The following is a 20,052-nucleotide window of genomic DNA, read 5'->3' as shown; positions in this document are numbered from 1 at the left end:
TCGACTTGCATGTATTAGGCATGCCGCCAGCGTTCGTCCTGAGCCAGGATCAAACTCTCCATAAGAGAAATTCGATTAGCTCGAGTTTCATTTGCTGGCATCAATTAAGATACTCATTTTGTTTGTGTCATCGTCAGATGCACAAACTGTATTTCGTTAACGTTTTGCTGTTCAGTTTTCAAGGTTCATTCGGTCGGTCTCTCGTAAGAGGCAACTTTCTAATATTAACATCTCATCATTTCGTTGTCAACACTTTTTCTTAAAAAGTTTTTCTTGTTAAGTTTGATGTTTTCGCAACTGCTTGATGCGACGCTTATAAATATACCACCGCATTTGTGGGAATGCAAGCTTTTTCACCATTCTTTTAAAAAAGAATGGCGAAACCGCATAGCGCCGCGAATCCCGGCACCCCTAGTATAGCTAAGATCATGCCAGATGCAATGTTTACAGGTACGTAGATTCCAATAAATCCACCAGCGATATTCATTAAGAAAAGAATAAAGAACGCAAAAGCTAATCTAAACCAGAATACCGATAAGCGCTCCATGTTTTTTTCAAGAGTGGTCCGACTCATACTTAAAAGCAATAATGCAACGGCTCCTAATATAGCTATGACTAAAATCCTCACAGAAAACGCCCTTTCTATCTCATAGATACTTATCTATATGCGCCTCTGCAGAGGATTAGTCTAGTCGTTCCCTACCTTTTAATTCTTTTTATAATTCTCGACGACCTTCCAATGCTCTAGACAATGTAACTTCATCCGCATATTCTAGATCTCCACCGACAGGTAAGCCATGAGCGATACGCGTTGTCGTGATTCCGGATGGTTTAACCAGCCTCGAAATATACATGGCCGTTGCTTCTCCTTCTATAGTAGGGTTCGTCGCAAGAATCAATTCCTGCACTTCGTCCTCTTGAAGTCTAGTTAGTAATGATGGAACATTGATATCTTCCGGCCCGATTCCGTCCATCGGTGATATTGCACCTTGTAATACATGGTACAAACCACGATAGTCACGCATTTTCTCCATGGCAATCACGTCTTTCGGATCTTGCACGACACATATTGTCGAGCGATCACGTGATTGATCCTGACAGATGTAGCACGGATCGATATCAGTAATATGGCCACAAACTGAACAAAACTGAAGATTACGTTTCGCATCCACTAACGCTTTAGCAAAATCTAGCACAGTATCTTCTTTCATACTTAATACAAAAAACGCCAGACGACCCGCAGTTTTGGGGCCAATGCCTGGCAATTTCATAAAGCTATCCATTAATTTAGATATAGGTTCAGGATAATGCATTATACAACCTCCTAGAACATCCCGGGCAAGTTCATTCCTTTTGTAAATTGGCCCATTGTGGAGTTCGTAATTTCTTCCGCTTTTGCAATAGCATCATTTGTAGCTATGACAATCAAGTCTTGTAAGATTTCTACGTCTTCTGGATCTACCGCTTCTGGATCAATGATTACTTCAAGTACTTCTTTATGGCCTGAGACGATTACTTTTACCATCCCACCACCTGCTGTACCTTCCATTCGCTCATTTCCTAAGTTCTCCTGTGCCTCTGCCATCTTCTTTTGCATCTTCTGCATCTGCTTCATCATACCTTGCATATTCCCTGCTCCACGCATAAATAATTCCTCCTTAGTAAATTACTCTTCTATTGTAATAAAATCTTTTCCAAACATTTTCTCAGCTTCAGTTACGAGTGGGTCTGCGTCTTCAATTGTTGCTTCTTCTATAAACGCCGACGTTTGTTGTTCATCTACTGACTGTTGAGGGTTTTCCTTACTTTTTTGACTAGCCAATCCACTTTTTTGAATGAAATCAGCACGAACTTGCAACCAGCTTTCTTCCGCTACATAGATTACTTCATAACCTTTGCCTGTCAGCCGCAGTAACGCATCCGATAAGCCTGCTTGTAATGTAGCATTTTCAGAAGCCATCAAGCAATGAATTTCATATTTAAATTTTAGCACAAATGCCGTCTCAGATGCTGCTACAGGCTCCGTCTCTTCCAACAAAGCAGCGTGCGAACGTTGCATACTTTGCATCATACCTGCCCATTGCTCACGAATCACTTGAATATCGGACTTTGTTGCCGCTTTTAAAACCTCTATAATTTTACCCGTTGGTACTTTGGCAGACCTAGAAGCAGTTGAGGCAGCTCTTTTTGCAGGTGCTTGTGGTTCGGTGGCTTGTTGCACAGCCCCTGCTGCTACTTGTTGCTGAAGTTGTCTAACGGTCTGTTCTAGCATTGCAAACTTCTGGGCCATTTCAGGATCGGCTACGGAAGTAGATACTTGTCGTTGCTCTCCAGAATGAATCATTTTCAATAAAGCGGATTCGATATAGACCTTCCCGTGATTAGAAAAACGCATTTCTTGTTGTGTTTTTGAGAGGATATCGATGTACCGGTATAATTCATCCGAATGAAACTCTTGGGCAAGCTCTTGAAATCTTTCACCATCTGAAATCAACTCCAGAAGATTTGTCAATTCGGGCGCGGTGCCAAGCAGTAAAATATCGCGGAAAAATGTAATCATGTCTTCGGCAAGTCTACCTACATCTTTACCTTCAGCAATCAGTTTATGCAATAAAGACAATGCGGATCCCGCGTCTTTCGCTTGAATTGATTGTGCAAGTTGATAAAATATTTCTTCACCAATTGCTCCAGTCACAAGCAACGCATCACTTGTTGTCAACTTGTCTCCGCTAAACGACACGGCTTGGTCAAGCATACTAAGTGCATCCCGCATTCCACCTGTCGCAGCTTGTGCGATTGCGCGCAATGCTCCGGTCTCCACAGTAACTCCAATATCTCCAATAACCTTCTCCATTCGCTCAATGATTTCAGGTGACGTAATAGGTTTGAAATCAAATCGCTGACATCTAGAAATGATAGTGAGCGGCAACTTATGAGGTTCCGTAGTCGCCAGAATAAATACGACGTGGGCTGGAGGTTCTTCCAGTGTCTTCAACAATGCATTAAAAGCTGAATTGGACAGCATATGCACTTCATCAATAATATAGACTTTAAATCGTGCGTTGGAAGGTGCCACATGCACACGTTCAATAATGTCACGAATTTCTTCTACGCGCGAATTGGAAGCCGCATCAAATTCAGTTACATCCGTGTTCGATCCTTCTGTAATGCTTTTGCACGTCTCGCATTCATTGCATGGTTCTGTTGCTGGTCCGTTTTCACAGTTAAGTGCTTTTGCAAATATCTTCGCCGCACTCGTCTTTCCCGTTCCACGAGGTCCTGAGAATAGATACGCATGTGTCGTCTTCTGATGGAGAAGGGTATTTTGCAGAGTTTGCTTGATCGCCTGCTGACCTGACATTTCACCAAAAGCCTGCGGTCTGTAAGCGCGGTATAGTGCTTGGTAAATCAACTGCTTTTCCCCCTTTTTCTCCGATTGCATAATACTTTTATCATAACATGAAACACGAATTTTTCACCGTATATCGCTTTAAAATATTACGCAAATACTTCCGTCCATTCGTCTTTCTTATCAAGCATTGTGCGTGCAATTTCTTTTGCCCCTTCTAGGCTATGACTTGCTGCCCAGCCACACTGTATTTCGTTACATGCTGGTACTTCCGTCGCCAACAGTACGTCATTTAATGTATTCTCTACTATAGAAAGAATATCGTTATAGTCATCATGATTGATGACGGCTAGATAATAACCTGTCTGACAGCCCATTGGACTGATATCGACGATTTGATCCGAGTGGTTACGGCTGAATTCTGCCATCATATGTTCTAGTGAATGAAGGGCGGGCATATCCATGTGATCTGTATTTGGCTGACAAAAGCGGATATCATATTTCAAGATCTTATCGCCATTCTTTCCTTCAGTAGTTCCCGCTAATCGAATATAAGGTGCTTTCACTTTCGTATGATCCAAATTAAAACTTTCAACGTTCATTTTTTTCTCAGACAATGTAAATCGCTCCCTTTCAGTTATGCGTACTACTTTGAAGTATACACTACTTTAGGGACATAAAAAACTCGTCCATAATGAAATGGACGAGTGAATTATTGAATTAATGCCGTGCACCTATCTTCGACTGCCGCACATAAGCGTTACTCTTGTCGTTGGCTCGGTCTAGGCTACCCCGCGGCACATGAGAGAGTCCACTTAATGCTGCTTCCTTCCGGACCTGACATGATTCATGGGTTCCCATTGCGCAGGACCCAGACGTCAACACTACGTGCAAGAGGCAGACCCTACATGCGGACAGCCTCAGAAAAGGAATTCAGTCTTGCTAGAGCGGATTGCAAGTTACAGGGCACCGCTAATTCCCCACCTAGCACGGCATTTATTATTATACCCATAGTTAATTATGATTGCAACGGTAAACCCTGTAATCTTCAGAATGTGTTTCAATATCCTACTGTATAAACGGCGAAAAACCTTTTGTCCGAATATATTAGATAGTATACTAATTGAATTCCAATGGAGGGATTACCATGGATCAAACTAAACGTTATGCGCTCATTGTGTTGTCTACCGCCTGCTTAGCTTATTGGTAATTATTTTCTCACAATCGGATATCAACTTCATGTATGGTGTATTAATGCAGTTCGTTGCCTTAATGAGTTTTATTATTGGCACTTCATTTATTGCTATGAGAAAAAAGGAAAAAATAATGGTTGACGTTTTAAAAAAGACGTGATAAGATATTATTTGTCTGATACGGAGGAATACCCAAGCCCGGCTGAAGGGATCGGTCTTGAAAACCGACAGGGGTGTTAAAGCCCGCGGGGGTTCGAATCCCTCTTCCTCCGCCATATTTTTGACAGCATACGTTACTCGATGTAACGTTTTTTTATTGCTTAAAAATAATAACTTAATTACAAACCACCGAACTGCGGTCTAGGCAGATACGGCCGACTGGTATACAATTATAAATTCCTGAAAAGAATACATCCATTATGAAAAAACAGCGCCAGAGACTGAATCAGTCCTGACGCTGTTTTTATTTTGTAATGTATGCGCCTGCCTCTGCGGGTTGCAGTGCAAGTGCTTGATAATGGGGAAAGCTTTGTTCTAATGATGCCGCCACTTGTTGCTCTGTTCCTGGTGGTACAGCTACGAAAAGAGACGGGCCCGCTCCACTGATTGTCATACCGTACGCGCCTGCTTCCTTACAAGCTAAACGTATTTCATCAAAGTTAGGGAATCCAACTTTTCGATAGGGCTCATGATATTGATCTCGTTCCATCATGCGGCCTGCCGTCACCCAATCCGATTGCGCAATAGCGGCTGTCATCACACTGCCCGCTGCACTTCCGCGTACTGCAACTTTATGCGTCAGTCGCTCAGGTAGCAACCCACGCGAAGCTTCTGTCTTTAAAGCAACCGGTGGCACTAATATGACAATACCAATTGGAGGTGCAGGGAATGTGAGCACTTCCATCTCATCTTCGGCGAAGTACGATACTGTCATCCCTCCAATCAATGCAGCGGTAACGTTATCGGCATGTCCTTCCAGTTCGCTACCGATTCGCAACTTATCTTTTGGAGACAGTTGCAAGTCCGCTAGTTCACTTGCGATTTCAATACCTGCGGCAATTGCCGTAGCACTACTACCTAAACCTTTTCCTAAAGGAATGTCTGAACGTACTACTAACTTTTGCGATGCAATGACTCGATCATACCGCGTTGCTACATGCTGAATAGTCTGCACGATTAAATTTGTTTCATCCGTTGGCAATGCAGCATACTCTTTATCTTGATACAAAACATACCACGCGTTGGCCGGTGTAACTTCTATCGTCATGTTAAGTGAGAGGGCAAGACCTAAATGATCGAAGCCGGGTCCGAGATTAGCCGTTGTGGCTGGTACGGTCACTGAAAAACCGGCTTCTGTCATTAGTTTGTCCCCTCTTTCAATTCTTTTAAGAAGTTATCGAACTGTTCATTTGTCATCATAGGCTTATGTGCATTAACATTGATTGCTGTTTCAGGATCCTTCAATCCATTACCTGTTAGGATTCCAACTATCGTTGTTCCTTTTTCAATCAATCCCGCATCTAGTCGTTTCTTGATACCCGCAATTGTTGCACAAGATGCTGGCTCTGCAAAGATCCCGTCTGTTGCAGCTAGTAATTGGTAAGCTTCCAAGATTTCCTCATCAGTAGCGGATAAAATGTCGCCACCAGATTCTTCAAGTGCTTGCGTTGCCAAATGCCAACTTGCAGGGTTTCCGATACGGATTGCTGTTGCTACCGTTTCGGGCTCTTCGAATACACGGTCATATACGATTGGCGCTGCACCGTCTGCTTGAACTCCTAGTAACTTCGGTGTAGCCGTACCTTTTTTCTCTGCGTATTCTTTGAAACCTTTCCATGCCGCGGAAATGTTACCCGCGTTTCCAACAGGCAAAGCGAAGATATCCGGTACACTACCGAGCTGTTCAATTGTTTCAAATGCTACGGTCTTCTGGCCTTCAAGTCGATAAGGGTTCACAGAGTTCACCAACGCAATTTTCCCTTCGCCTAGTTCACGTACCATACGGAGTGCTTCGTCAAAGTTTCCTTCAATAGCGACGATTTCGGCACCATACATTTTCGCCTGCGCCAGCTTGCCTAATGCAATACGACCTTCAGGAATAACGACAATTGTACGCATACCTGCACGTGCACCATATGCTGCAGCTGCAGCAGATGTGTTACCCGTTGAAGCACAGATCAACGCTGTTTTCCCTTCTTCTTTCGCTTTTGCAACTGCCATTACCATTCCGCGGTCTTTAAATGAACCTGTTGGATTCGTTCCTTCTGTTTTCACATACAGATTGATTCCCCATTGTTTTGATAAGTTCTCGAGATGGATTAACGGTGTATTTCCTTCTTGCAATGTCAATGAAGGAGTATTCTCTGTCACCGGCAACCATTCTTTATATTCTTCAATCAATCCATTCCATCTTCTCATAATTCCTTATTCTCCTTCCACACGGTAATGACTTGAAATGTCAATGACCGCAGGTGTATCTTTTAAGTCTGTTAAAATATCTAAATGTTGTTGACGGGAAATTTTATGTGTAATGAAGATTAAATCCGCGCCTTCACCGTGCATATCTGAATCTTGAACAACTGTCGCTAGACTCGCTTTATGGTGACTATAAATAGATGTCAATTCCGTCAACACGCCTACTTCGTCACGTACCGTTATACGGTGGAAATAGCGAGCATACTTCTGATTATCCGTTTTTACTTTGCGTTCAAATTGCGGTGAATGCATTCTCTTACCATTCACGCCGAGCAAAATATTTCGGCAAGCCGCCACTACGTCACCTGTTACGGAAGTCGCTGTAGGTAATGAACCAGCTCCAGGTCCATAGAACATTGTCTCCCCTACTGAATCACTGTACACATACACTGCGTTGAATTCATTATTGACAGTAGCAAGTGGATGAGAGTTATGAACAAATACTGGCTCAACAGCTACTTCAATTCCTTCTTCATCTTTTTTGGCAGAACCCGTCATTTTAATTGTGTAACCGAATTGCTCTGCAAGCTGAAGATCACCGTCTGCAATTTCCTTCATGCCACGGACAAATACATCATCAAGATGCACTTCTGTGGAAAAGGATAGTGACGCGAGAATAACCATCTTACGCGCTGCATCAATACCATCTACATCAGCTGAAGGATCAGCTTCCGCAAAGCCCAGTTCCGTGGCTTCCGCCAACGCGTCTTCATAAGTCTTATTTTCATGCTTCATCTTTGTTAAAATGAAGTTAGTCGTTCCATTAACGATTCCTGTTAATGCGGTAATGCGGTCGGACGCTAATCCATCTTCTAATGTACGGATTAATGGAATACCGCCACCCACACTCGCTTCATATAATAAGTCGCATTTATTTTCATCCGCTAATTTTAATAATTCAGGTCCCGACTCTGCCATGACATCCTTGTTTGCAGTGACAACACCCTTACCCGCTTCAAGTGAACGTCGAATTGCTTCAGACGAACCTCCTGTCACTTCAATAATTAAATCAATTTCAGGGTCGTTTAACACTTCTTCAAGTGATGTAGTGAACATTTCTTTAGGTATCACGCCATTGCGTTTTTTATCCAAGTTTTTAACAAGGACTTTTTTGATAGACACAGGAACGCCAAGTTTATGTCGCAGGTCATCTTGATGATTATGCAAGATCGTTGCAACGCCGCTTCCCACTACTCCATAACCTAGCAAACCAATATTAATTTCTTTTTTTTCATTTTTCATTTGACGATTCTCCTAACTATATGTACACTATGAAAAAACAATCGTTCTTCGTATAAGGACAATTATAGAGAATTCTGCCTTTAATAACAACCTGTTTTCACGAATCTTCTAAAAATAGATAGATAATCTCAAAAAAGATAGGATCTGGTACCCAATGAAAGTTTGTAAATTTGGCGGAACATCCGTCGCATCCGCGGAACAAATTCGGAAAGTGGTCGACATTGTTGTATCCGACCCATCGAGAAAGATTGTCGTAGTTTCTGCGCCAGGTAAACGGTTTTCTTCTGACATTAAGGTAACTGATTTGCTTATTGATTTGGCAAATGCCTCACTTGCTGGTGAAGACACTCTAGATTCGCTGCAAATGGTTGTGGACCGTTACAAAGAAATTGCAGAAGGACTTGGCTTAGATGAAGAAATTGCACAAGTAATTGAGCAAGATGTTATTAGACGCCTGAATAAAGATCAATCTGATGAAATTCTATACGTAGACAGCTTGAAAGCCGCTGGGGAAGACAATAATGCAAAAATGATTGCGGCTTACTTCCGGCATATCGGTGTCGAAGCAGAGTATGTAAACCCCCGTGACGGTGGATTACTTGTTAACCATCGTCCAGAACGTGTACGCGCTCTCCCAGAAGGCAATGAAAAGCTCTGTAAACTACGTGATAAAGAAGGTATCATTGTATTTCCAGGCTTCTTCGGCTACACAGAAGACGGAACATTGCGTACGTTTAACCGTGGTGGCTCAGATATTACAGGCGCCCTGCTAGCGGCAGCAACGAATGCAGAACTTTATGAAAACTTCACCGATGTAGATTCAGTTTTCTCAGCAAATCCAACAGTTATTGAAAATCCACGTGCGATCGATGCTATGACATACCGAGAAATGCGTGAGCTTGCATATGCAGGGTTTTCTGTGTTTCACGAGGAAGCTTTAGTGCCTGCATTTCGGCACAAGATTCCTGTTTGCATTAAGAACACCAACAATCCAAGTGCGCCCGGCACAATGATTGTTCGGGACCGTGACCATAGCCTTCAATCTGTTGTCGGAATCGCTGCTGATAAAGGGTTTTCTACACTCTTCGTTGCTAAGTACTTGATGAACCTAGAAATTGGTTTTGGACGTCACTTGCTACAAATCTTGGAAGAAGAAGAAATTCCATTTGAACATACACCGTCAGGTATTGATAACTTGTCTGTTATTATTCGCGATGAGCATTTAACACCCGAAAAGGAAGCACGTATCGTTAAGCGCATAGGACAAGAGTTATGTCCTGATGATGTACATTTCCAACGTGGTTATTCCATGGTAGTACTGGTGGGTGAAGGCATGCGCCATGCAAGAGGATTGGCAGCACGCGCGGCATCTGCTATAGCTCGTACAGGTGCAAATATCGAAATGATCAACCAAGGTTCTTCAGAGGTCAGTTTAGTATTCGGTATTCAAGAAAAAGATGAAAACATTGTCCTTCGAGAGTTATATCAGGAGTTTTTTTCAGAAGTTCCTGTTCATTAATGTAAACGACACGCCTTATATAAGGGGTGTCGTTTCTTTCATTTTTTCAGCTATTTTCCCGATAATCAACTCAATATCCTCGTCATTTCCTATCAAATCATATTCTTCGATGTTCAGCCGAATGACTGGGCATGCAGTAAAAGAATCAATCCACTGTTCATAGCGACGATACATTTCTTCCCAATAACTTCTTGGTGTTTGCGTCTCCATATCCCTGCCACGCTCTTCAATACGCTCAAGAATGACAGGTAGTGGTCCTTCCAAGTAAATAAGCGCATTCGGATGTGGGAAATATGGTGTCATTACCATTGCTTCATATAGATGCATATATGTTTCAAAGTCGACCGCTTCCATAGTTCCTTCATCAGCGTGCATTTGAGCAAAGATCCCTACGTCTTCATAAATGGAACGATCTTGTACAAAACCGCCACCGCTTTCAAAGATATGCTTTTGCTCTTTAAAACGTTCTGCCAAAAAGAAGATTTGCAAATGAAAACTCCAACGCTCAAAGTCTTCGTAAAATCTCTCTAAATATGGATTTTCCGCTACGTTTTCCAAGGACTCTTGAAATCCGAGTCTTTTGGCAATCGCATGTGCCATTGTTGACTTCCCTACTCCCACCATTCCCGCTACCGCAAATACACTATTTTTCGGTATATTAGGTAACTTCATTTAGCTTCCTACCTTTCTCTACTGCTTCATAAACTTTGCTTAGTATTGTATCCATGTCTTCTTTATTACGCACGTAGTCTACTACATCCCCATTTATATGGATAACTTGGACATCGGAAAACGTTGCTTCAAACTCTGGCAAATAGGTACGATAGTCTTCCGAAAGCTGCAGTAAATAATCAGAATCCATATCTGCTTCATACGATCGACCACGCTTGTCTATTCGGTCGAGTAATGTTGGAATAGATGCCGACAATGAAATAACGACATTCGGCATAGGTAGATCTTTCGTCAAAATATGATAAATATCTTTATATTTTACAAAGTCTTTTGACTCTAATGTACGTTGCGCAAATAGCATATTTTTAAATACATGATAATCAGCCACCACGGGTAATCCTTGTGAAATATATTCTTTATTAATTTTCTTCAATTGTTCATATCGATTACACAGGAAAAACATTTCCGTTTGGAAACTCCATTTTTCTTTGTCTTGATAAAAATGATCGAGAAAAGGATTTTCTCCACTAATCTCTCTTAATTGATTATATGAAAAGGTCTCGGCAATCGCTGCCGTGAGTGTAGTCTTCCCTACACCAATCGGACCTTCTACCGCAATAAACGGGACAAACATTTACCATTCACCCTTTCAATTCGTTACCTTTCCATTTTATCATAGACGACCATATGCAATGTGACTTATATTAAGTCGTTTATTGTTTTCTTGTTGTCTGTTTCACGTGGAACATTTCACTAATTGATTTTGGTGTTACGCATGATAGACTGTTGATAAGGAGGGATGAATTGATGAAAGATGATGAATACTACATGAGACTGGCAATAGCAGAAGCAGAAAAAGCTGCCTCTCTAGCTGAAGTGCCAATTGGTGCGGTTATTGTACATAATGAACAAGTAATTGCTGCAGCATATAATCTTCGTGAAACCACACAAAATGCTGTCACTCACGCAGAACTATCCGCCATCCAAATAGCTTGTGAGAAGATAGGTAGTTGGCGTTTAGAAGACACTACACTATACGTCACACTCGAACCTTGCCCTATGTGTGCAGGAGCCATACTACAATCTCGTATTCCACGAGTCGTCTACGGCGCACGCGACCCAAAAGGTGGCTGCGTCCATACCTTCTACAATCTACTTAACGACTCCCGGTTTAATCATGAATGCATCGTAACAGAGGGTGTCCTTGGTAAAGAGTGCGGACAACTTCTCACCACCTTCTTTCGATCCCTAAGAGAAAAAAGAAAAGCTGCAAAAAAAGAAGCCCAACGCTTAGAGTCAAACTCCTAAGTGTAGGGCTTCATTCTTTTGTATTTCACTAATAAGCTTTTGATTTTGAAAAAGCATACTTGTAGATTATGTGGAGCACAAGTCAATGGTGTGTTTCTACTTACTGAGGTGCTTCTATCTTTTCTTTCCCACCCATGTACGGTCGAAGCACATCTGGAATCACCACAGAGCCATCTTCCTGCTGATAATTCTCCAGAATTGCTGCTACTGTACGACCAACAGCCAAACCACTACCGTTCAATGTATGAACATATTCAGGCTTCGCACCCGGCTCACGACGGAAACGGATATGTGCTCGACGCGCCTGGAAATCCTCAAAGTTAGAACAAGAAGAAATTTCTCTATAGACATTTTGTGTAGGAATCCATACTTCCAAATCGTACTTCTTGGCAGCTGTGAAACCTAAATCTGCTGTGCACATCTTGAGAGCACGATACGGTAATTTCAACAACTGCAATACCTTTTCCGCATGGCCAGTCAATTTTTCCAACTCATCATATGAATCTTCCGGTTTCACAAAGCGAACCAACTCCACTTTATTGAACTGATGCTGACGAATTAATCCACGTGTATCACGACCTGCAGATCCTGCTTCAGAACGGAAATTTGTACTGTATGCTGTGAACGCAATCGGCAACTTAGACCCTTCCAAGATTTCATCGCGATAGAAATTGGTAACGGGAACTTCAGATGTCGGGATCAAGAAGTAGTCCTCTTCTTCAATCAAGAACGCATCTTCTTCAAACTTCGGCAGTTGTCCTGTTCCAGTCAAGCTTGTACGGTTTACTAAATATGGTGGCAGCATTTCCTCGTAGCCATGTTCTTCTTGATGAAGATCCAGCATGAAGTTGATCAGTGCACGTTCAAGTCGTGCACCGAGTCCGCGATAAAACACAAAACGACTACCTGTCACTTTTGCTGCTCGTTCAAAATCAAGTAGTTGAAGATCCGTTCCAATTTCCCAGTGTGGTTTAGGTTCGAAGTTAAACGTTGGTAACTCTCCCCACGTACGGACTTCTACATTGTCATCTTCACTATCCCCTACTGGCACACTATCATGTGGAATGTTCGGAATACGCATAAGCACATAATTCAATTCCTCTTCAACTGTAGCAAGCTCTTGATCATACGCTTTGATTTCCTCGCCGACCTTTTTCATCTTTGCGATGACTTCATCTGCATCTTCTTTATTGCGCTTCATTTGTGCTACTTGTTGTGATACTTCATTACGCTCAGCTTTTAGTACTTCTACTTTAGATAAGATTTCGCGACGTTTCTCATCAAGACCACCAAACTTTTCAAAGTCGGTTAAATCTTCTCCGCGTTTACTGAGCTTGGCTTTTACTTCTTCAAAATTTGCACGCAATAGTTTACTGTCTAGCACGCCATCCGCCTCCTTGTATTTACATCACTGATAATAAAAGACAATAAAAAAAGCCCTCCATCCCCTAAAATAGGGACGAGAACTACCCGCGTTGCCACCCAAATTGGCTGATTGCCCAGCCCACTTGTTTGAGATATCGGCTCAACTGACCGGCAAAACCTACTGATTCGGCTTTGCTACTCCAGGACGGATTCACAACGGTTTTTACTAGCTTTCACCATCCGCTAGCTCTCTAAAAAAAACACTGTCGCTACTGCTTCCTATCATCGTAATAATGTGAAATTAAATATACCATACTACAATTTCTGATTATTGACAAGTGACATGGTACATTTTCGCATGGGAAACACCGACAACCTAAAAATATAGTAGCTCTTTACAATCACTTTGGCACAGACGCAAAGCTACTTCATGTAATTTGTGGAAAGCTAATGCGGGACCACTGTAGCCATGAGATAACTCATGCAATTTGGAGTTAACCCATGGCTGGACGTAATCCTCCAGTTCCCGTGTGGTTCTAAGATTTAACTTGCTCTAACATCAATACCCTAATAAAGTGAAGAACCAATCCAATCAAAAGTTACGAACTGCGAATCGCCATTAATTCACTCTCTGCAAGCTTCGAAATTTCCAAACCTTTCATCGGCGTGCCAATTCCTTGTGATAGCTTAGCGATCAACTCGTAATCCTGGTAATTCGCAGTAGCCTCTACAATAGCACGTGCAAATGCTTCCGGATTATCTGATTTGAAAATACCTGAACCAACAAAGACTCCGTCCGCTCCAAGTTCCATCATTAATGCTGCGTCAGCAGGCGTTGCAACACCACCAGCAGAATAGTTCACAACCGGTAAGCGACCAGCTTCTTTAATAGCAAGTAGTATTTCATACGGAGCACCAAGATTACGGGCTTCTGTCATTAACTCGTCTTTGCTCATATGTACTACTTTACTGACTTGAGCATTAATCATTCGCAAGTGACGCACTGCTTCTACGATATTCCCTGTTCCTGGCTCTCCTTTTGTACGGAGCATTTTGGCCCCTTCACCTAAGCGACGCGCAGCTTCACCAAGGTTTCTCGCTCCACAAACAAATGGTACGCTGAAATCGCTTTTCAATAAGTGAAACTCGTCGTCCGCAGGTGTTAGTACTTCACTTTCATCTATGAAGTCCACCCCTAATGCTTCCAATACACGTGCTTCTGAAATATGACCAATACGTGCTTTTGCCATGACAGGAATGGATACTGCCTTTTGCACTTCTTCTACAATTCGTGGGTCTGCCATTCGTGCAACGCCACCTGCTGCACGAATATCAGAAGGTACTCGCTCCAGTGCCATTACCGCAATTGCCCCCGCTGCTTCCGCCACCTTTGCTTGCTCCGCATTGATTACATCCATAATAACGCCACCATAATTAAAATTCATTTTACTTCCTCCTTTTTGTTATTTTCAGTATAATTGAAATTGACCATATGAAAATAGCCAGTTACGTACTAAACAACATGGTCAGACTAGAGGGTTCATGATGGATATGATTTTTATCGAGCTTCAAAAAAATTCGGATACTCCGCTTTATCAACAAATATATAATCAAATTAAACAAGACATGATCGATGGCAAATTTCCCGTTGGCATGAAACTCCCCTCCAAACGTCAACTCGAGGAGTTTCTTAACGTCAGCCAAACAACTATTGAAATGGCTTATGATCAGCTGATGGCGGAAGGTTTTATCGCAGCGGAACCACGAAAAGGTTATTTCGTTCAAGCAATAGAGGAACTCGCCTATGTACAGCCTGTAAAATCAGAGACTCTATCTGAGGTTCCCGTAACCAAACCTGTGGATTATGACTTTTCACCAAGTTTCATTGATACAGAAAACTTTCCATTCATTATTTGGAGAAAATACGCGCGAGATATTATGGATACATCACATGCCCACTTATTGTTACTCGGAGATCCACACGGTGATATTGAGTTGCGTCAAGAAATTGCACGCTATTTGTACCATTCACGTGGAGTAGACTGTACACCTGAACAAATCATTGTTGGTTCCGGTACAGAGCAGCTTTTACCTTTAATTATTCGGATACTAGGAGAACAAGCTCGCTATGCAATTGAAGATCCAGGCTATCTGATGACGAAACACGTCTTTTCCGAAAACTACAGAATGACGATTCCTATCGCAGTTGATCATGAAGGACTTGACGTAAAGGCCTTACAACGCTCTGATGCTTCTATAGCCTATGTTACCCCTTCCCACCAGTTCCCAACCGGTACAGTACTGTCTGCAGCTCGTAGAATCGCTCTTTTGAACTGGGCTGCGTCCAATCCCGAGTTTTTCATAATTGAAGATGACTATGACAGTGAATTCCGTTATCGTGGACGTCCTATACCTTCCTTGCAAGGGATGGATAAAGGAGAAAATGTCATCTATTTAAGTACGTTTACCAAATCACTTATGCCATCTATGCGGATTGCCTACATGGTGTTACCACCAAGGCTATTGGATACGTACCGGCAGGCTTTCATTCCCTACTCTTCTTCTGTACCACGGATAGATCAACATATTTTGGCACGTTTCATGGCAGATGGACAATTCTCGCGCCACCTGAACCGCATGCGTAAAATCTATCGTCGAAAAATGCACACGTTGACGAATTTATTGAAATCGTATGAACCTAGCATTTCATTCTCGGGCGATGAAGCAGGTATGCATGTCTTGCTTCACATTCATACGACCAGAACTGAAAAGGAGCTAATCAGTGAAGCTCTTCAATCAGGAATAAAGGTTCGTGGTCTAGACACTTATAAGGTAATGCCTGATCAATCCCCCCCTTCATTCCTGATCGGCTTCGGTGGTCTAACTGAAAATGATATCAAACTGGCAATCCCAAAGTTGCTTGACGTGTGGAACATAAAAAAGACAGCGATACCTAAGTAGGTACGCTGTCTTTTGATAGTTAATTAAATAAGCCTTTTACGAAACCAGTAGAACTATTCCACGCACTAGAGAAGAAATTACCGATTGCTCCCACAGTTAACGAGAACCAACCAGCTTTCCTCACTTCTTCCGTCGTGACTACTTCCGTATCAACTATTTTCCCATCAATAAAACCAAGATCTGATCCATCTTTTTTTACTAGCTTTACATGACCAACAACCGTACCTTTTTTAATCGGTGCTTGGACTTGTCCGTTTTTCACCAATTTTTCATCTAATATGAGTTCAGCTGTATAGTCTTGATCTTCACCATTACGAACTAACATACTAATAGGTTTCTTTGTAGCAATCGCTACTTTTTTTTCTTTCCCCTTAATAACATCTAGTGTTTTCTGCTTCTTGAACTGATGTCCTGCTTTAAGTAGCTCTATTTCACTAAACTCTTTGAAGCCATAGTCAAATAATTCACGAGTAGCATCAAAACGTGCTTCATACGATCCAACGCCTTTATCATCCACTGCATTCATTACGACAGCAATAACACGTCGTCCATCATGTACGGCAGTCCCAGTGAAACAATGTCCCGCAAATTCCGTAGTCCCTGTTTTCAAACCATCGATTCCTTCATATTCATACACTAGCCCAGGTAACATGAAGTTCCAGTTCACCATATCAATTGCATCATCCGTACCTTCACGGAATGTCTTTTTTGCAATTTTGGTCGTATCTAGTACTTCGGGATATTCCTTCAATAAATGATAGGCTAGTTTGGCAACAGAACGAGCTGGCATAACGTTTTCATCTTTCTCACCAAACGCACTTGGGTGCATACCTTGTAAATCACTATTGTTCAGCCCTGTAGAATTGACAAATTTATAATCTGTCAATCCAAGTTCTTCAGCTTTTTCATTCATTAAATTGACAAATTCCTCTTCTGATCCTGCAATTGACTCCGCAATCGCAATAGTCGCCGCATTTGCTGAATAAATGGCTACAGCTTCATAAAGCTCACGAATTGTATAGGATCCATCACGACGAAGTGGTACATTACTTAAACGACGATCTTGCGAAACTTTATACGTATACTCTGTTACCTTGTATTCCTGATCCCATGTAATCGTTCCATCCTCAAGAGCTTCAAACATCAAGTACTCCGTCATCATTTTCGTCATACTCGCAATACCGAGCGGCTTATCCGCGTTCTCTTGATATAATACCTTTCCACTATCTGCATCTATCAAAATAGCTCCGTTTACACGGATGTCCAGTGAAGATTCACTTTCCTCTGCTGCTACAGATCCTTGCATACCAAACGTCATCAACAACATCATTGGTACCATTAAAACTGCCAACCATCTTTGTGTTACTTTTTTCACTCATCTTACCTCCGTAGTCACAATATCAAAAATCAGTGTACCATATTCCCAGCAAGTCAGATATGCTTATGGCAAAAAAAACGCATATTCCCGTATGGAAATCACTACATTTTATTATTCGCCATATAAAAACAAAAAAGGACAGGAGAAAATTCCTCGCTGTCCCTTAGATAGTAGATTAACGTACCGAATAGTTCGGTGCTTCTTTTGTAATTTGTACTTGGTGTGGATGACTCTCCAATAAACCAGCACCGGTCATACGAATAAATTGTGCATTTTCACGATGCGCTTCCAGATCCTTCGAACCGCAGTATCCCATACCTGCTCGAATACCTCCTATAAGCTGATGAATTGTATCAGACAAAGGCCCTTTATATGGCATACGACCTTCAATGCCTTCAGGTACCAGTTTCTTTTCATCTTCTTGGAAGTAACGATCTTTTGAACCTTTTTCCATCGCTGCAACAGAACCCATTCCACGGTATACTTTAAAACGACGTCCCTGGAAGATCTCAGACTCTCCTGGGCTCTCCGTAGTACCTGCAAGCAGGCTTCCAAGCATAACCGCATGTCCACCTGCAGCCAATGCTTTGACAATATCGCCAGAGTACTTAATTCCGCCATCAGCAATAATTGTCTTGCCATATTTACGCGCTACTGTTGCACATTCATAGATAGCAGTGATCTGTGGTACACCAACACCTGCAACTACACGGGTAGTACAAATAGAACCAGGGCCAATACCAACCTTCACTACATCAGCGCCTGCTTCGTACAATGCTTCTGCTGCTTCTGCTGTGGCCACGTTTCCTGCAACAATCGCAAGGTCCGGATAATTTCTACGAATGTCTTTCACGGTGTCAATAACACCTTTAGAGTGTCCGTGTGCCGTATCAATGACTATTAGGTCAACTTCCGCCTGTACAAGCTTCTCAATGCGTGTAGAAGTGTCTACGGTGACTCCAACGGCTGCACCCACGAGTAAGCGCCCAGCCTTATCTTTTGCTGCATTAGGGAACTCAATAACTTTCTCGATATCTTTGATTGTAATTAACCCGTTAAGAATACCTTTATCGTCTACGATCGGGAGCTTTTCAATTTTATATTGCTGTAGCATTTTTTCAGCGTCTTCAAGTGTCGTTCCTACAGGAGCCGTCACCAAGTTTTCTTTCGTCATGACTTCATCAATGATAATGGAATAATCCTGAATGAATCTCAGGTCACGGTTCGTCAAAATACCAACCAGTTTCTTCTCTTCCATGTTGTTAACAATTGGAACACCTGAGATACGATATTTACCCATTAAATGCTCTGCATCAAATACTTGATGTTCCGGTGTAAGGAAGAACGGATTTTTAATAACTCCATTCTCAGAACGTTTAACCGTAACAACTTGCTCGGCTTGTTCTTCGATACTCATGTTTTTATGAATAACGCCGATTCCACCCTGACGAGCCATAGATATCGCCATTTTGGATTCTGTTACTGTATCCATACCTGCACTGATAATGGGTATATTCAACTTAATGCTATCTGTTAAGTTCACAGACAGCGAAACAGCTTTTGGCAATACTTCAGATGCAGCTGGCACCAATAATACATCATCGAACGTCAGACCTTCACGAGAAAACTTTGATTCCCACATTAACTTTCTGCCTCCTAAAATTACTATTGTCTATTCAGATTATTAAAAGGTTATCAGCGTCAATGAGACGTGTCAAGACAGAAGTTTATAAACTGACTATTACATTTATTTGTTGAATATTTTATTTAGTGACTTTTGCATCTTTAAGGGATTTGTCTGTGGTGCAAAACGATCGACTACTTGTCCGTTTGAATCAATTAAGAACTTCGTGAAGTTCCATTTGATACCTTCCGTTAATACACCCTTTTGCTGTTCAGCAAGATACGTAAATAAAGGTTCTGCTTCATCACCTTTCACATCTACCTTGGCAAACATAGGGAATGTCACACCATAATTCATTTGGCAGAAATTCATCGTCTCATCAATATCATCAAATTCTTGGTTATTGAAGTTATCCGATGGGAAGCCTAATATAACCAGCCCTTGATCTTTATATTCTTCATACAGTTGTTGCAGTTCTTTAAATTGTTTTGTGAAGCCGCATTTACTGGCGGTATTGACAATGACCATTGGATTTCCTTCAAATTCTTTTAGAGACTTCTTTTCTCCGTCTGTAGTTTTCACAGTAAAGTCGTAAACTGTTGTCATGCAGTATCGCCTCTTTTCTTTTAGTATATTTTACCTGACTATTGAACGAATACCTAGTATCTTGTTTACTAATAAGATTTTTAGAGTATTAAGGAGAATAATGTAGAGGGTAGTTTTAGGAACGCTTGGCGTGAGTCTTTGAGTGGTTAGGCAAGGGGATTGAGCACTGATTCGTGTGGGAATGAGCGCTTTAGACGTGTGATTGAGCGGATAACCGTGGGGATTGAGCGCTTTAGCTGATTGATAGAGCGGATAAACAAGACAATAGAGCGCTTGAGCAAACGGATAGAGCGAATAAGCGAGGCGATAGAGCGGTCAATGCATTTCATAGAGCGGTTATGTTGGACGATAGCGCGCTTT

General features: G+C 41.9%; 19 protein-coding genes, 1 tRNA gene, 1 rRNA gene, 1 other RNA gene and 1 other annotated feature. Of the genes, 4 read left to right on the top strand and 18 right to left on the bottom strand.

Features of this window, described 5'->3' with window-relative positions:
* From CSV73_RS15525 to ffs, 7 genes are all read right to left on the bottom strand, one after another.
* A 16S ribosomal RNA gene (locus CSV73_RS15525) occupies positions 1–65 on the bottom strand; the annotation flags it as partial.
* Positions 66–364: 299 nt separating this feature from the next.
* A complete protein-coding gene (locus tag CSV73_RS15520; protein ID WP_232319133.1) occupies positions 365–628 on the bottom strand; it encodes a pro-sigmaK processing inhibitor BofA family protein in 264 nt (87 codons plus the stop codon).
* A gap of 88 nt (positions 629–716) precedes the next feature.
* Positions 717–1,313, bottom strand: coding sequence for a recombination mediator RecR (recR, locus tag CSV73_RS15515; protein WP_085132288.1), 597 nt, complete (start codon positions 1,311–1,313; stop codon positions 717–719).
* Between the two features lie 11 nt (positions 1,314–1,324).
* Complete coding sequence (locus CSV73_RS15510; protein ID WP_029055208.1) at positions 1,325–1,645, bottom strand: YbaB/EbfC family nucleoid-associated protein; 321 nt, start codon at positions 1,643–1,645, stop codon at positions 1,325–1,327.
* Between the two features lie 21 nt (positions 1,646–1,666).
* Complete coding sequence (dnaX, locus tag CSV73_RS15505; RefSeq protein ID WP_099628033.1) at positions 1,667–3,412, bottom strand: DNA polymerase III subunit gamma/tau; 1,746 nt, start codon at positions 3,410–3,412, stop codon at positions 1,667–1,669.
* 86 nt (positions 3,413–3,498) lie between these two features.
* A complete protein-coding gene (locus tag CSV73_RS15500) occupies positions 3,499–3,951 on the bottom strand; it encodes an S-ribosylhomocysteine lyase (protein ID WP_198166119.1) in 453 nt (150 codons plus the stop codon).
* Positions 3,952–4,075: 124 nt separating this feature from the next.
* Positions 4,076–4,342, bottom strand: an RNA gene (ffs, locus tag CSV73_RS15495) — signal recognition particle sRNA large type.
* Positions 4,343–4,724: 382 nt separating this feature from the next.
* On the opposite strand from ffs, the gene CSV73_RS15490 reads away from it, so the two are divergent.
* Positions 4,725–4,817 (top strand) — tRNA-Ser (locus CSV73_RS15490).
* 188 nt (positions 4,818–5,005) lie between these two features.
* Here CSV73_RS15490 and thrB read toward each other — a convergent pair.
* Genes thrB through CSV73_RS15475 form a run of 3 tightly spaced genes read right to left on the bottom strand, consistent with a single transcriptional unit; the run spans position 5,006 to position 8,259 of the window.
* The gene (gene thrB / locus CSV73_RS15485) at positions 5,006–5,902 is read right to left on the bottom strand and encodes a homoserine kinase (RefSeq protein ID WP_085132285.1); all 897 of its coding nucleotides are present in this window, start codon (positions 5,900–5,902) and stop codon (positions 5,006–5,008) included.
* On the bottom strand, positions 5,902–6,960 hold the full coding sequence (thrC, locus tag CSV73_RS15480; RefSeq protein ID WP_085132284.1) for a threonine synthase: 1,059 nt from the start codon (positions 6,958–6,960) through the stop codon (positions 5,902–5,904). Before thrC ends, thrB begins: the two co-directional genes overlap by 1 nt.
* Before the next feature lie 6 nt (positions 6,961–6,966).
* On the bottom strand, positions 6,967–8,259 hold the full coding sequence (locus tag CSV73_RS15475; protein ID WP_085132283.1) for a homoserine dehydrogenase: 1,293 nt from the start codon (positions 8,257–8,259) through the stop codon (positions 6,967–6,969).
* A gap of 154 nt (positions 8,260–8,413) precedes the next feature.
* Between CSV73_RS15475 and CSV73_RS15470 the strand changes: the two genes are divergently transcribed.
* The gene (locus CSV73_RS15470) at positions 8,414–9,778 is read left to right on the top strand and encodes an aspartate kinase (protein WP_085132282.1); all 1,365 of its coding nucleotides are present in this window, start codon (positions 8,414–8,416) and stop codon (positions 9,776–9,778) included.
* A gap of 15 nt (positions 9,779–9,793) precedes the next feature.
* On the opposite strand, the gene CSV73_RS15465 is transcribed toward CSV73_RS15470, so the two are convergent.
* Positions 9,794–10,450, bottom strand: coding sequence for a deoxynucleoside kinase (locus CSV73_RS15465; protein ID WP_085132281.1), 657 nt, complete (start codon positions 10,448–10,450; stop codon positions 9,794–9,796).
* Positions 10,437–11,084 carry a deoxynucleoside kinase gene (locus CSV73_RS15460; protein ID WP_085132280.1) on the bottom strand — a complete coding sequence of 216 codons (648 nt, stop codon included), beginning with the start codon at positions 11,082–11,084 and terminating at the stop codon, positions 10,437–10,439. The genes CSV73_RS15465 and CSV73_RS15460 overlap by 14 nt, the downstream gene beginning before the upstream one ends.
* Before the next feature lie 173 nt (positions 11,085–11,257).
* On the opposite strand from CSV73_RS15460, the gene tadA reads away from it, so the two are divergent.
* The gene (gene tadA / locus CSV73_RS15455; RefSeq protein WP_085132279.1) at positions 11,258–11,758 is read left to right on the top strand and encodes a tRNA adenosine(34) deaminase TadA; all 501 of its coding nucleotides are present in this window, start codon (positions 11,258–11,260) and stop codon (positions 11,756–11,758) included.
* A 100-nt stretch (positions 11,759–11,858) separates the two neighbouring features.
* Here tadA and serS read toward each other — a convergent pair whose 3' ends face one another.
* Both serS and pdxS read right to left on the bottom strand, forming a co-directional pair.
* The gene (gene serS / locus CSV73_RS15450; RefSeq protein WP_099628032.1) at positions 11,859–13,142 is read right to left on the bottom strand and encodes a serine--tRNA ligase; all 1,284 of its coding nucleotides are present in this window, start codon (positions 13,140–13,142) and stop codon (positions 11,859–11,861) included.
* Between the two features lie 68 nt (positions 13,143–13,210).
* Positions 13,211–13,418 (bottom strand) — a binding site (T-box leader).
* Positions 13,419–13,722: 304 nt separating this feature from the next.
* Positions 13,723–14,568 carry a pyridoxal 5'-phosphate synthase lyase subunit PdxS gene (gene pdxS, locus CSV73_RS15445; RefSeq protein WP_085132277.1) on the bottom strand — a complete coding sequence of 282 codons (846 nt, stop codon included), beginning with the start codon at positions 14,566–14,568 and terminating at the stop codon, positions 13,723–13,725.
* Positions 14,569–14,668: 100 nt separating this feature from the next.
* On the opposite strand from pdxS, the gene pdxR reads away from it, so the two are divergent.
* Entirely contained in the window at positions 14,669–16,084 is a 1,416-nt protein-coding gene (gene pdxR, locus CSV73_RS15440; protein ID WP_085132276.1) for a MocR-like pyridoxine biosynthesis transcription factor PdxR, read from the top strand.
* Between the two features lie 19 nt (positions 16,085–16,103).
* Here pdxR and CSV73_RS15435 read toward each other — a convergent pair whose 3' ends face one another.
* From CSV73_RS15435 to CSV73_RS16800, 4 genes are all read right to left on the bottom strand, one after another.
* Positions 16,104–17,459 carry a D-alanyl-D-alanine carboxypeptidase family protein gene (locus CSV73_RS15435; RefSeq protein WP_099628031.1) on the bottom strand — a complete coding sequence of 452 codons (1,356 nt, stop codon included), beginning with the start codon at positions 17,457–17,459 and terminating at the stop codon, positions 16,104–16,106.
* Between the two features lie 178 nt (positions 17,460–17,637).
* Positions 17,638–19,104, bottom strand: coding sequence for an IMP dehydrogenase (gene guaB, locus CSV73_RS15430; RefSeq protein WP_085132274.1), 1,467 nt, complete (start codon positions 19,102–19,104; stop codon positions 17,638–17,640).
* A 105-nt stretch (positions 19,105–19,209) separates the two neighbouring features.
* Entirely contained in the window at positions 19,210–19,692 is a 483-nt protein-coding gene (locus CSV73_RS15425; RefSeq protein WP_085132273.1) for a glutathione peroxidase, read from the bottom strand.
* 146 nt (positions 19,693–19,838) lie between these two features.
* Positions 19,839–20,052 (bottom strand): hypothetical protein (locus CSV73_RS16800; protein WP_233202914.1); only part of this gene is annotated, 214 nt, incomplete at its 5' end.

It is taken from the genome of Sporosarcina sp. P1, from assembly GCF_002743155.1.
GTDB classification, from domain to species: Bacteria; Bacillota; Bacilli; order Bacillales_A; family Planococcaceae; genus Sporosarcina; species Sporosarcina ureae_B.
Note: the sequence above shows the minus strand (reverse complement) of the source record. Positions and strands in the feature narration are given on the sequence as shown.

Coding starts and splice junctions, on each gene's coding strand:
- CSV73_RS15425 (WP_085132273.1), bottom strand. CDS start 19,692: ATGACAACAGTTTACGACTTTACTGTGAAAACTACAGACGGAGAAAAG.
- tadA (WP_085132279.1), top strand. CDS start 11,258: ATGAAAGATGATGAATACTACATGAGACTGGCAATAGCAGAAGCAGAA.
- pdxR (WP_085132276.1), top strand. CDS start 14,669: ATGGATATGATTTTTATCGAGCTTCAAAAAAATTCGGATACTCCGCTT.
- CSV73_RS15510 (WP_029055208.1), bottom strand. CDS start 1,645: ATGCGTGGAGCAGGGAATATGCAAGGTATGATGAAGCAGATGCAGAAG.
- CSV73_RS15465 (WP_085132281.1), bottom strand. CDS start 10,450: ATGAAGTTACCTAATATACCGAAAAATAGTGTATTTGCGGTAGCGGGA.
- CSV73_RS15500 (WP_198166119.1), bottom strand. CDS start 3,951: ATGAACGTTGAAAGTTTTAATTTGGATCATACGAAAGTGAAAGCACCT.
- pdxS (WP_085132277.1), bottom strand. CDS start 14,568: ATGAATTTTAATTATGGTGGCGTTATTATGGATGTAATCAATGCGGAG.
- thrC (WP_085132284.1), bottom strand. CDS start 6,960: ATGAGAAGATGGAATGGATTGATTGAAGAATATAAAGAATGGTTGCCG.
- CSV73_RS15475 (WP_085132283.1), bottom strand. CDS start 8,259: ATGAAAAATGAAAAAAAAGAAATTAATATTGGTTTGCTAGGTTATGGA.
- guaB (WP_085132274.1), bottom strand. CDS start 19,104: ATGTGGGAATCAAAGTTTTCTCGTGAAGGTCTGACGTTCGATGATGTA.
- thrB (WP_085132285.1), bottom strand. CDS start 5,902: ATGACAGAAGCCGGTTTTTCAGTGACCGTACCAGCCACAACGGCTAAT.
- recR (WP_085132288.1), bottom strand. CDS start 1,313: ATGCATTATCCTGAACCTATATCTAAATTAATGGATAGCTTTATGAAA.
- CSV73_RS15470 (WP_085132282.1), top strand. CDS start 8,414: ATGAAAGTTTGTAAATTTGGCGGAACATCCGTCGCATCCGCGGAACAA.
- CSV73_RS15460 (WP_085132280.1), bottom strand. CDS start 11,084: ATGTTTGTCCCGTTTATTGCGGTAGAAGGTCCGATTGGTGTAGGGAAG.